Source organism: Oryzicola mucosus, from assembly GCF_014534685.1.
Taxonomy (GTDB): domain Bacteria; phylum Pseudomonadota; class Alphaproteobacteria; order Rhizobiales; family Rhizobiaceae; genus Oryzicola; species Oryzicola mucosus.
Genome location: NZ_JACVVX010000009.1, coordinates 123888 through 136140 on the forward strand (window position 1 = coordinate 123888; position 12253 = coordinate 136140).

Below are 12253 nucleotides of genomic sequence, written 5' to 3' on the forward strand. Positions count from 1 at the left end.
CCCCAGCCATGGCGTCTCGCACCGGTTGATGGCTGAGCCCTGGCCGTGAATACGTCTGGCGGCTCGATCTGTCCGACCAACGAAGGGTGTGCGAATTTAGCCACCCCAATTTCGCACCTGCCCCACGACGTCCTACTTCGCCACCTTGGCCTTCGTCCGCCGCTGACAATCAGCGGCCTCAACGAACCCAAAGGAGGCTCTCTCATGTCACCCAATCTCGCCGGTCTTCCCCCACGCTACCTGCGGACGCCCGAAGCTGCGCGCTTTCTCAGCCTGTCCGGCCGCACACTGGAAAAGCATCGGACCTACGGGACCGGGCCGGCCTACCGCAAGCTTGGCGGCCGCGTTGTCTACTCGATCGACGATCTGCAGGCCTGGGCCAACCGCGGTGCGGTCAGGTCAACCTCCGATCCGGCCGGGTCGGTACTGCCCGCAAAGCGCCACGCACCGGCGGCTGCAACTCGCACCACTCGTTACACCGGCTGATCGGCGATTCCATGTCAGCAGCACTTCGACGACCGCTGGAACGCGGCCAGTTGGACTTGTTCCACGCACTCCCCGGCCCGTTAGCCCCTCGCGACGCGCAGGACCTCATGGCCTATCCATTCTTCTCCCTTTCAAAATCTCATCGTATCGCACCGATCGACTTCACCGCTGGCGAAGTGTCGATCCGTGTCGAGGCTGTGCAGGACCACGGCATGGCAACGATCTGGGACGCCGATATCCTGATCTGGGCGGCTAGCCAGATCGTCGAGGCCCGTGACGCGGGGCTTCGCACCTCACGCCTGATGGCGGCAACACCCTATGAGATCCTGAGTTTTGTGGGACGGGGTGTCAGCGCTCGTGACTATCAGCGTCTGAAGGCCGCACTGGACCGCCTCCAGTCGACGACCATCGCCACCTCAATCCGTCAGCCTGTCGAGGGCCGGCGCCATCGTTTCTCCTGGATCAATGAATGGCAGGAACGAACCGATCGGTTCGGTAAGCCCGCCGGTATCGAGCTCATCATCCCGGACTGGTTTTATCGAGCGGTGCTGGACGATGCTCTCGTTCTCACCATCGACAGAAGCTATTTTGCGCTCACGGGCGGCCTCGACCGATGGCTCTATCGCATCGTACGCAAGCATGGGGGCAGACAGCGCTCGGGCTGGCGGTTCGACTTCGGCCATCTCCATATCAAATCCGGCAGCCTGTCGCCGTTCAAGCGCTTTGCTTTCGAGCTGCGCAACATCATCAAACGCCAGCCGCTACCCGGCTACATCCTGTCGCTCGAGGTGGAAGTCGGCGGCCGTCTTCTGCTTGCTTTCGAACCGCTCCCGGCGACCGGGCAGGCTGTGGATAGTCTCGTGCTATCGGGAACCCCGACTATCGTGCCATCGGGAACCGGAGGCTCGTGCTATCAGGAACCCAAACCGGGCCTAAGCATAAGAAAACAGACGCATATTCGCTCTCTTAACTTAGAGTCTAACACAGATTCTAACTTTAAGGCGCGCGCGCGAACAGAAAGCCTGGACCGAAACGAGGCTCAGGAACCCGCTTTTGCCTCAGTGGACTTGTCGAGGGGTCGGACACTGACGCCCTCCGACGCATCATCAACGGCTCCTGCGAACAAAGCGGGGAAAGCGGGATGATTGTGCCCGCATCGATCCAGCGAGACGCCGTCGATGCGACGACGCTTCCACCGCCAGACCAAAACACTGTGGCAGCCCCACCGATCCCGTTCCAGCGAGCGGGCCGTCAGCCCCCATCGCCAGCGCTTCGTTCTGGCAGCCGAGACTTGGTGTGGTTGGCGCCCCTTCCTCTACCTTCCGGACACGCTTCATGACCCAGAGAAACCCCTCACAGATCAGCGATACTGCCGCCGCGTCGAACTCCGATGATTTCATCACCCGCGTTGAGCTGACATGGGTGGCGAAGAAGATCGAACACTGGATCAGGTTCGGTCGCCCGAGTTGCGAGCAGCTTCTCCACCGCAGCCGAAAAGTCGTCGGCTTTACACCGGACACAATCTTCGCTTTCGTCCGCTGGGCATCAAATGACTATGGCACGATCATCTCGCGCATCGACATCGTGCGCGCCGTCGGTCGCGCAGAGGTTTTCCAGACACTGCCATTCGTCCGCCCAGGCGGCGAGATCCTGCTCAGGATCGACGGCTGGCCGAAGGTCGAAAGGGTGCTGCATCTGATCGATGCCATTGAGGTGATGAAGCTCAATCCGGTCGATGTCGCGCCCGACTATTGGCGGCATGTTCACAACCGCCTGACCGCCAACCAAGAGCCGCGCGCCTACACAATCGAGCAACATCGCGCCTGGCTTTTGCGCCGGAGGACGCAACCATGACCCGCCTCCGTTGGACAGTCATGACGATCGTTGCCGCTGCCGGTATTGCTGTCTCGGCTTCGATCGAAACCACCACCAAATTCATCTGGAATGCGTCGGCCAGCACGCCGGTCGGGCTCTACACCGTCGAGCCTTCGGGTGCTCTGGAGGTCACAGATGTGGTCGCGGTTGCGGCACCGGAGCCGCTCGCAACTTTCCTGGCCGAAGGCGGCTATCTGCCGCGCGACGTTCCACTGCTGAAACGCGTCCTTGCTTTGCCGGGGCAAACCGTCTGCCGCACGGGCGCAATCATCACCGTCGATGGGATCGAGATGGGCGATGCCCTGGCGCACGACAGGCTCGGGCGTAGCCTGCCGGTCTGGCAAGGCTGCCGGCGCATCGCCGACGATCAGATGTTTCTCATGAATTGGGAAGTTCGCGACAGCCTGGACGGCCGCTACTTCGGCGTAATGCCTGCCAGTTCGATTGTCGGTCGCGCCATCCCGTTGTGGACCGACGACGGTGAAGGCCGTTTCGAATGGCGTGCGTCGACACGGTGAACCCCACGCCCGCGGGGAGCCCACCTTCCACCGCTCGATCTCCAAACTGCAACAGAAAGGAACCAACCCATGCCGCAGATCGGTCAATTCACCCGCAATGACACGGGTTTCATCGGGCGCATCCATACCCTCATCCTTGACCGCGAACTCACCATCGTGTCCGTCGAACGAGCTGACGCCGAGAACGTGCCAGACTATCGCATTCTGCATGGCGGTGATGTCATCCCAGCCGAGATCGGTGCAGGCTGGAAGCGCACCAGTGAGAAGGCCGGCAATTACATTTCGGTGCTGATCGACGATCCGACCTTTGCCCGGCCGCTTCGCGCCAACCTGTTCCAGACTGGTGACGACGACAGCACCTGGTCGCTGCATTGGAACCGCCAGCCCGAGCGCGGCGAGCGGGAGTAACCCATGAGTTTTCGTCTCGTCCAGATCGCTGCGATCTGTGCCAAGAAATCCTGGTTCCTCATCCGGGACATCCGCCTCCCCTCTCCTTTCCGGCCTTCTTCTCACCGGTTTGCCGCTGGTCGTTGCTTACGCTCAGGGCATACCGGCGGTGCCCCCACCAGCGGCCGATCCGCATGCCGTTTTCGTTGCTGAAGCCGCCCAGCGCTTCAGACTTCCAGAGCATTGGATACGTGCCGTGCGCTACGTCGAAAGTGGGGGCGATGTACGCGCCCTGTCATCGGCGGGTGCAATGGGGCTGATGCAGGTGATGCCGGACACCTGGGCCGATCTTCGCGTTCGCCACCGCCTCGGCAACGACCCCTTTGATCCGCGCGACAACATTCTGGCCGGCACTGCTTACCTGCGGGAGATGCACGATCGCTTCGGTTCGCCGGGCTTTCTGGCAGCCTACAATGCCGGTCCCCGTCGCTATGAGGATTACCTCGCGGGCGCTCCCCTGCCGGCGGAAACCCGCGCCTATGTCGCCAAGCTCACGCCCCTTGTCGGCGTATCCGATGTTGCTCCCGGACCGCTTGACGACGCAACATTGGCAGCCACCGATCCAAACGCCTGGCGGCGCGCACGGTTGTTCAGCGTGCGATCGGACGGGAAATCCACCGTCGCTTCCTCGCAGTTCAAAGGCGCTCGCGACGCCACTCCGGCTGCACCACCAGCGGGCGACAGTCGGGGGATCATTCCGCAACCTGATGGCCTGTTTGTCACCCGATCCGTGCCAAGAGGCCTGCAATGACCGGTTTCGCACTATGGCGTGGCATGGCTTGCTCCCGGAAAGGTCGTGCGGAATGGCGGAAGTGGAGGCAGATAGCGACAGGCAGAGGGCAAGATAAAAGCGCTGTGCCCAACCCCGCGCAAGTCGTTGACTTGGCTTGGGTTTTGGCGTGCCGGTCGGTCGTGGGCAGTGCCGTTGATCGCGGTTTTGGCAATAATTACAATGCTGTTTTAGGCACTGTGCACGGCACGGCCCGCGGGGTGACGCTGTCATGAGCGAGAGCGACAGCGATTTCACCGTCCGGCCAGGACGCATTAAGAGCACGCGGGCGGGCAAGCACAAGAGCTTCATCAACCAGGTCCTGCGCGCCGCCCAGAAGGCAGGTCACACCGGCAACGGTGGCGTGTCTCGGACCGGAGGCAGGACGGCGGCGCACGGCCGTTCGACCTTTGGGCGCGGCCGCAACATTTTCAGCCGCAACCGCCTATTCAGCAGTCATCGCCGTGTCGTGGTCGCCGCCCGGATCGCGCGTCATTCCGGCAAGGCGTTTCGCTCAGCGCCGATGCCAACGCATCTGTCTTATCTGAAGCGCGACGGCGTCACCCGCGATGGCGAGCGAGCAGTGATGTTCGACGCCGAAAGCGACCGGGCCGACGACGTCGCGTTCACCGAACGCTGCAGGGATGACCGCCATCATTTCCGCTTCATCGTCTCGCCTGAAGATGCCGCTGATCTCACCGACATCCGCGCCTTCACCCGTGATCTGGCGAGCCAGATGCAATCCGATCTCGACACCAAACTCGACTGGGTGGCCGTCGATCATTGGAACACCGACAATCCGCACGTCCATCTCATCGTGCGCGGCGTCGACGAGACCGGTGCTGACCTCGTGATCTCGCGAGATTACATCAGTCGCGGCCTACGCTCCCGCGCCGAGGATCTCGTCGCAATCGAACTCGGACCCAAGCCCGAGCACGAAATCCGCAACGCCCTGAACAAGGAGATATCTGCGGAGCGCTGGACCCGGCTCGATACCGAAATCCGCTTCGCTGCCCATGAGACCGGCTTCATCGACCTGCGACCAGAACAGCCCCACAGCTACGATTCCGAACTGCGGCGCCTGATGATCGGTCGTCTTCAGCATCTGGAGAAAATGGGGCTCGCCTCGGCAGCCGCACCGGGCGAATGGATGGTCGGCCTGGAGGCCGAACGGTCGCTGCGCGATCTCGGCATGCGCGGCGACATCATCAAGACCATGCACCGTGCCTTCGCCGAGCGCGGAGAGGACCGCGGTGTCGCCGAATATGTGATCGACAGCCCATCGGAAACGCCCGTCATCGGTCGTCTTGTGAACAAAGGACTTCAGAACGAACTGACCGGCGAGGCCTATGCCGTGATCGACGGCATCGACGGCCGCGCCCATCATGTAAGGTTCCGCGACCTGCAGGCGTTCGAGCATGCGCCACCCCTTGGCGGCGTTGTCGAACTGCGCCGTTTCGGTGGCGCCGATGATCCGAGCCCGACCGTGATCCTCGCCAACCGCTCCGATCTCGATCTCAACCGGCAGGTCACAGCAGCAGGCGCTACCTGGCTCGACCATCGTCTGGTCGAACGGGAACAGCTGCCGCTCGCCATGCGTGGCTTTGGCCGGGAGGTGCGCGATGCCATGACCGAACGCACCGAACATCTCGTCGAAGAAGGTCTTGCCCGCCGGCAGGGTCAACGCGTCATCCTGCAACGCGATCTTCTCAAAACGCTGCGCCAACGCGAGCTGAACGCGGCCGGCACAAAACTCTCCACCGAACTCGGTCTACCGCACACCAAGGCGGTCGCTGGCGAGCATGTCAGTGGTGTCTATCGCCAGCGCCTGAGCCTTGCGTCAGGCCGTTTCGCCGTCATCGACAATGGTCTCGGCTTCCAGCTCGTTCCGTGGTCCCCGCCGCTCGAGAAGAAGCTCGGCCAGCACATAAGCGGCATAGCCAATCCCAGCGGCGGCATCGACTTGAACCTTGGCCGTAAGCGCGGCCTCGGGCTGTAGAGCCGCGGTTATCTCAAAGCAGTGAAAGGACGGGGCAAATGTCCGCAACAAAAATTCTCTGGGGCCAGATCCTCGTCGTCTTCCTGATCGTTCTCATGTCGATCTGGGGGGCGACGCAGTGGACCGCCTGGCAACTGGGTTTCCAGGCGCAGCTCGGCCAGCCCTGGTTCGAGCTTGCGGGAGTATCCGTCTATTACCCGCCGATGTTCTTCTGGTGGTGGTATGCCTATGACGCCTATGCCCCGGAGATTTTCAATATCGGCGGCATGATCGCCGCCTCCGGTGGCTTCATCGCGATCACCGTCGCCATCGGCATGTCGGTCTGGCGGGCGCGTGAAGCGAAGAATGTCGCCACCTACGGCTCTGCCCGCTGGGCAACCTCCGCCGAGGTGAAAGCCGCAGGGCTGCTCGGGTCCGATGGTGTTGTGTTGGGCAAGCTCAACAGCGATTACCTCCGCCATGATGGACCCGAACATGTCCTTTGCTTCGCCCCTACCCGCTCCGGCAAAGGCGTCGGCCTGGTCGTCCCGACCCTGTTGACCTGGCCGGGCTCCGTCATCGTCCACGACATCAAGGGCGAGAACTGGCACCTCACAGCAGGCTTCCGCGCCCGCCATGGCAGGGTCCTGCTCTTTGACCCAACCAACCGCAAGTCCGCAGCTTACAACCCGCTGCTGGAGGTCCGGCGTGGCGAGTGGGAGGTGCGTGACGTCCAGAACGTCGCCGATGTCCTTGTCGACCCCGAAGGCTCGCTGGAAAAGCGCAATCATTGGGAGAAGACCAGCCACAGTCTCCTGGTCGGAGCGATCCTGCACGTTCTCTACGCCGAACCGAACAAGACGCTGGCTGGTGTCGCAGCCTTTCTCTCCGACCCAAAGCATCCGATCGAGACGACGCTTTCGGCGATGATGACGACGCCGCATCTCGGCGATAAAGGCCCGCACCCCGTCATCGCCTCGACTGCGCGCGAGTTGCTGAACAAATCCGACAACGAACGCTCCGGTGTGCTGTCGACTGCCATGTCGTTTCTCGGGCTTTATCGTGATCCGGTAGTCGCGGAAGTTACCAGCCGCTGCGACTGGCGCATCGCCGACCTGATCGAGGATCAACGGCCCGCCACGCTCTATCTCGTCGTGCCGCCCTCCGACATCTCGCGCACCAAACCCTTGATCCGTCTGGTGCTCAACCAGATCGGCCGGCGCTTGACCGAGGATCATACAAGGCAGCGGCGCCATCGCGTTCTGATGATGCTCGATGAGTTTCCAGCGCTTGGCCGCCTCGACTTCTTCGAAAGCGCGCTCGCCTTCATGGCCGGCTACGGCCTTAAGGTGTTTCTGATCGCGCAGTCCCTCAACCAGATCGAGAAGGCCTATGGCCCCAACAACTCCATCCTCGACAACTGCCATGTGCGCGTCTCCTTCGCCACCAATGACGAAAGGACGGCAAAGCGCGTGTCGGACGCACTCGGCACCGCTACCGAGATGAAGGCGATGAAGAACTATGCCGGGCACCGCCTCTCGCCCTGGCTCGGCCATCTCATGGTGTCGCGTTCGGAGACCGCGCGTCCGTTGCTGACGCCGGGCGAGATTATGCAGCTCCCCCCTCAAGACGAGATCGTCATGCTGGCGTCGACACCGCCGATCCGGGCCAACAAGGCGCGCTACTACGAGGACAAGCGCTTTAGCGAACGTGTCTTGCCGCCGCCCGACCTGGCAAAGCCCAACCGAGCCACGGGCAACGACCTCTGGACGCAGCTGATACCTCACGCTCCCGATACAGGCCCGATCACTGAAGGGCAGCAGGCGGAGAGCGCCGCCGCGAACAGCGGTCTGCGGCGAGAGCCGGAACTGCCCGATCACGTTGCAATCGCCACGGAGACGACACCGTCTGACTCGTCCCGGGAGTTCGACGTCGTGTTGGATGACGAGCCGGACGATGTAGCCCGACAGTCACGTGTCTTGCGTCAGCATATGCGCGGTGTCGCCCGCCAGATCGCCATGGACCCCGACGACAATATGGAGCTGTGAGAATCACATGCGCAATCGTTTGAACGTCTACCTGCCTTCGGAAATGATGAACGGCATATCGGAGTTGGCTGAGCGCAGAAAGCTGTCACGCTCAGCCATCGTCGAGGCCGCCATAGCATCCTTTCTGTCGCCTGATGGCGCCGACAAGCGCGAAGCTGCTTTCGCCCGTCGTCTTGACCGGCTATCGCGGCAGGCGCAGCGCATGGAACGGGATCTCGGCATCACTGCCGAGACACTGGCTCTATTCGTACGCTTCTGGTTGACCATAACCCCGCCGCTCCCCGCCGACGCGCAATCAGCAGCACAGATCAAAGGCCGTGAGCGGTATGAAGGTTTCGTCGAGACGCTCGGCCGTCGCTTGCAGAAGGGGCGGAGTTTCCTGCGCGAGATCCCTGACGATGTCACGGACAACAGCGGCATGTCTACGTTTGGCCAAGACCAGAGCGATCAAGGCACTTGATGTGGAGCACCGCGCCCGGCCTGTGGTGTGCCTTATATCTGCTTAATGGCAGCTTTGCGCCTTAAAGCCAGCCATAAAGCGGACCTAGTGCACGTCCCGATAGCTGCCGCCCGTTCTATCTGTACTTGGTCGGGGCATCGATTGAAACTCTGCTTTGACGGGGAGAGTGATCAAGCTAGAAAGGAAAATCAGAACAAGAGCTTTTCATATGAACGAGACGATCGAAGACAATGTTGAAGAGCCAGAGGGCGTCGAGGATCCTTTCGAAGCCGGCTGGGGCGACTATCCGCTCGATGCCGTTTTTGTGCGCACTGAGCCGCGGACGGTAGGCGACGTCGTCGATCGCATAGATCGTCAGCGCTATATCCTTGATCCGGATTTCCAACGTGATTTCGTCTGGCAAGTCCCGAAGCAGTCGAAGCTCATCGAAAGTTGCATCATGCGCATCCCGCTGCCAGTGTTCTATGTGGCAGAGGCGCCTGACGGTCGGATCATCGTAGTCGATGGGCTGCAGCGCTTAACGACATTCTACCGCTTCATGCGCAACCAGTTTCGCCTGACTGGCCTCGGGTCGAGCAATCTCGACGCTACGCATCCACTCGACGGCAAGTTATTCAAGGACCTGTCGATAACGCTTCAGGAGCGCGTGTCCGACACGCCTCTTACAATGTATATTCTCGATGCTAAAGCACCCGAGCGTGCGAGGTTGGACATTTTCGAGCGCGTGAACAGCGGCGAGCCGCTAACCCGCCAGCAGATGCGCAACGCGCTGTATAACGGGACTGCGACCACCTGGCTCAAAGAAGCGGCGGTGAGCCCGATATTCCGCAATGCCACGGGGCGTTCGCTCAACGCCCGGACGATGCGTGATCGCGAAGCGATCAATCGATTCTGCGCGTTCAAGCTGCTTACACCGAATGCCTATCGCGGCGACATGGACACATTCCTGGCGCAGGGCTTGACGGCGCTGGCCAGCCGCAGCGATGTAGAGCGCGATGAACTGCGCAAGCAGTTCGATAGCGCCATGACGCTAAACGCGGCGCTGTTCGGTGAACACGCCTTCCGCAAGTCACTTGCCAATGGCCCATCGGCGACGCGTAGCGTTATCAACATTTCTTTGTTCGAGGTCTGCGCGGTGTCGATGTCCGGGCTTGGCCCGCTCAACGAGAAGCAGACATCTCATCTGCGCGAAGCCATCATCGCGCTGCTCAACCAAGCATCCTTCACGAATGCGATCACCTATTCGACCAACAGCACGGCGCAGGTGCGCAAGCGGTTTGGCACAATGGATGGGGTGGTTGCCGAACTGCCTAAGGTGGGAGAATGAGCAAGCGCGCAGTCCATGCAGTCGCGATGGAGGGCTTCAAGTGCTTTGACGACTTGCGGCTCGAGCTCGGCCAGCTGACGCTGGTGACCGGCTTCAATGGCGGCGGCAAGTCAACCGCGTTGCAGCCTCTGCTCTTGCTCGCGCAAGCCCTGCGCTTCGGGACATTGGACGCCTTGCCATTAAACGGTCCGCTGGTACGACTCGGCACGGCAGGCGACATCGCACCGATGGGGTCGGAGCGCCCGATGCTGCTCAAGGTCGAAGGCGATGATGGTAGCCTTGCGGTACGCCCAACCTTACAGGCCGGCGACCGCGTCCTGCCGACTAAGAGCGTGCCGAAGAGCCAACTGAGCCCTCGACTCGAGCGTGCGCTCAAAACCCTTTCGTTCCTTGGTGCAGTCCGAATAGGCCCTGAGGACGCATTTCCGATTCCCGAGCGTGTCGATACCCGCGATGTTGGACATGACGGTCGCTTCGCGCCTTATTGGTTTGACCGACTGGCCGATGAGGATGTTGATCCGCGGAGACATTTCGTTGGCGAGGAGGCGGCGATCTTCCGCAGGCAGATCGATGCCTGGCTCGGCAGCTTGTTTCCGGGCGCGGAGGCCAACGTACAGAATGTAATCGCGGTTTCGCAAATGAACCTTCAGTTCCGGCTGGCGGAACTTGGATCGTGGCGCCGCCCGTCGAATATTGGCTACGGCCTGACTTACGCCTTTCCGATCCTGGTTGCGCTTCTGGGCGCCGCCCCGGACCAGGTGATCTTGATTGACAGCCCGGAATCGCATCTCCACCCATCTGCACAGTCTCAGATGGGCCGGATACTAGCGACTTTGGCGAGCGCGGGCGTGCAGATCGTTATCGAGACGCACAGCGACCATCTCCTCAATGGAGTCCGACTGGCCGTACGTGACGGCGCATTGCTCCCGGAGGATTTGCGCATCCATTTCTTTCAGGGACCGAACGGCAAGGAGCATGGGGTGACAACCCCGGGGATTGGGACGGGCGGCGAGATCTACGAATGGCCAGAGGGTTTCTTCGATCAGGGCGAGAAGGACCTGTCGCGGCTCGCCGGATGGAGTTGAGTGGGTGCGCTTCTATCTAAACGAGACCTCCTTGCAGGGGCAGTTCGAGGATGAGCGCGATTTCCGGCCGTTGATCGAGCAGTTGTTGGCTGCACGGGCGCGTTCGCCGGTGCTGGCGGGGATGCGCACCACACCTGCACTAGCAGATCGGCCGATCTCGCATGAACGTAGTTTGCGGCAGGTCGTGCAAGGCTGGCGCGGATCGCCAACGGCAGCGGCCTTGCTTGCTTGGGTCGGCCGCAACGGACCGTTCATCCACGAGGATCGCCTGGACGAAGCCGAGGATCTTTTTCATTGTCTGGGCGTCGAGGTCACCGAGGGTGGTCTTGGCGAGGCCGCGCGGCGTTTAAAGTCCGGCGAGCTGGCGGCGACGTTTAGCTTCCCTGGCGGCGCGCAGAACTTCACGCAGTCACCGCTACATGTTGTCCATGGTTTCGAAGATGAGCCGTTTGGCGAGTATCCGGTCGAGAACTTTTGGGACGCGGATGCGGCCGTCGCGCGCGCGCTCCACGAGCAGGCACCGGCGACGAATTGGCAGGCGATGGTCGAGACAGCAAGGCAGCGCTTTCCCAAGCTTCTGCTTCCGAATGCGCTGTATGAAGACGCACGCCTTGTTCGCGAGCCGTTCGATGCAATCATCCGCGACCGCTTCTACGCCCTGCTCGGGTATCTCGATGCCTATATGCGCGGGCGGGACGAGGACGGCAACGAGGGCCGGGAGGCCCAAGAAGTCCTGCAAGCGCATTTCCAGGGCGAGCGTGCGCTGTTCTCACCGGAATCGGCAACCAATAGGCGCGATTTTCAGAGTGAAATGACGTTCCCAGATCCCGAGGGCGGCACCGACATCTTCGCCCAATTCCACGGCAAGATTAGCTATCGCTTCTTCCGCTTGCACTTTGATTGGCCGGTGCCGGCGGCGGCGACTCGGCTCAAAGTACTTTATATCGGCCCGAAACTAACTAAGTCCTGACGAGCGAACCTCCTGCCAATCAGTAACCCTAACAAAAATACTTTTCGTAGTGAGGTGATCAAGCTGTTGCTCGACAGTCTCGCCGACTACGCCAACTGCCAAGCAACGATTTCGCAACTACAATGAAGTGTAGTCGGTTCTGATTTCCGAATGCCCGCTATCGCCAGGGTAGTGTGCTGAGAGTTCTGCAAATTCGCTGAGAGGGGCGGTCATGGCAGGCTGGTGATGTTCAACGTCACCTGATTCCCTTGAAGGAACGCCACCATGACCAAGACTGAAGGTAAGACCGC

The 12253-nt window shown here is 61.3% G+C and carries 12 protein-coding genes; all 12 read left to right on the top strand.

Annotation, left to right across the window (positions count from 1 at the left end; genetic code table 11):
* Positions 1-204 precede the first annotated feature (204 nt).
* The 12 genes from ICI42_RS21080 (at position 205) to ICI42_RS21135 (ending at position 11963) form a co-directional block, all read left to right on the top strand.
* Entirely contained in the window at positions 205-486 is a 282-nt protein-coding gene (locus tag ICI42_RS21080; RefSeq protein ID WP_188166572.1) for a helix-turn-helix transcriptional regulator, read from the top strand.
* A gap of 11 nt (positions 487-497) precedes the next feature.
* The gene (locus ICI42_RS21085; RefSeq protein ID WP_188166573.1) at positions 498-1631 is read left to right on the top strand and encodes a replication initiator protein A; all 1134 of its coding nucleotides are present in this window, start codon (positions 498-500) and stop codon (positions 1629-1631) included.
* A gap of 190 nt (positions 1632-1821) precedes the next feature.
* Positions 1822-2340: a DUF2840 domain-containing protein gene (locus ICI42_RS21090; protein ID WP_188166574.1), complete on the top strand. Its 519-nt coding sequence runs from the start codon at positions 1822-1824 to the stop codon at positions 2338-2340.
* Complete coding sequence (locus tag ICI42_RS21095; protein ID WP_188166575.1) at positions 2337-2879, top strand: S26 family signal peptidase; 543 nt, start codon at positions 2337-2339, stop codon at positions 2877-2879. Before ICI42_RS21090 ends, ICI42_RS21095 begins: the two co-directional genes overlap by 4 nt.
* Positions 2880-2948: 69 nt before the next feature.
* Positions 2949-3287, top strand: coding sequence for a DUF736 domain-containing protein (locus tag ICI42_RS21100; protein ID WP_188166576.1), 339 nt, complete (start codon positions 2949-2951; stop codon positions 3285-3287).
* Between the two features lie 235 nt (positions 3288-3522).
* Positions 3523-4077, top strand: a complete 555-nt coding sequence (locus tag ICI42_RS21105; protein WP_456238707.1) for a lytic transglycosylase domain-containing protein — start codon at positions 3523-3525, stop codon at positions 4075-4077.
* 250 nt (positions 4078-4327) lie between these two features.
* Positions 4328-6094 carry a relaxase/mobilization nuclease domain-containing protein gene (locus ICI42_RS21110; RefSeq protein ID WP_188166578.1) on the top strand — a complete coding sequence of 589 codons (1767 nt, stop codon included), beginning with the start codon at positions 4328-4330 and terminating at the stop codon, positions 6092-6094.
* Positions 6095-6132: 38 nt separating this feature from the next.
* On the top strand, positions 6133-8121 hold the full coding sequence (locus ICI42_RS21115; RefSeq protein WP_188166579.1) for a conjugal transfer protein TraG: 1989 nt from the start codon (positions 6133-6135) through the stop codon (positions 8119-8121).
* 7 nt (positions 8122-8128) lie between these two features.
* The gene (locus ICI42_RS21120; RefSeq protein WP_188166580.1) at positions 8129-8581 is read left to right on the top strand and encodes a ribbon-helix-helix domain-containing protein; all 453 of its coding nucleotides are present in this window, start codon (positions 8129-8131) and stop codon (positions 8579-8581) included.
* Positions 8582-8789: 208 nt separating this feature from the next.
* On the top strand, positions 8790-9908 hold the full coding sequence (locus ICI42_RS21125) for a DUF262 domain-containing protein (RefSeq protein ID WP_188166581.1): 1119 nt from the start codon (positions 8790-8792) through the stop codon (positions 9906-9908).
* A complete protein-coding gene (locus ICI42_RS21130) occupies positions 9905-10993 on the top strand; it encodes an AAA family ATPase (RefSeq protein WP_188166582.1) in 1089 nt (362 codons plus the stop codon). The genes ICI42_RS21125 and ICI42_RS21130 overlap by 4 nt, the downstream gene beginning before the upstream one ends.
* Before the next feature lie 4 nt (positions 10994-10997).
* On the top strand, positions 10998-11963 hold the full coding sequence (locus tag ICI42_RS21135) for a hypothetical protein (protein WP_188166583.1): 966 nt from the start codon (positions 10998-11000) through the stop codon (positions 11961-11963).
* Positions 11964-12253: the final 290 nt, after the last annotated feature.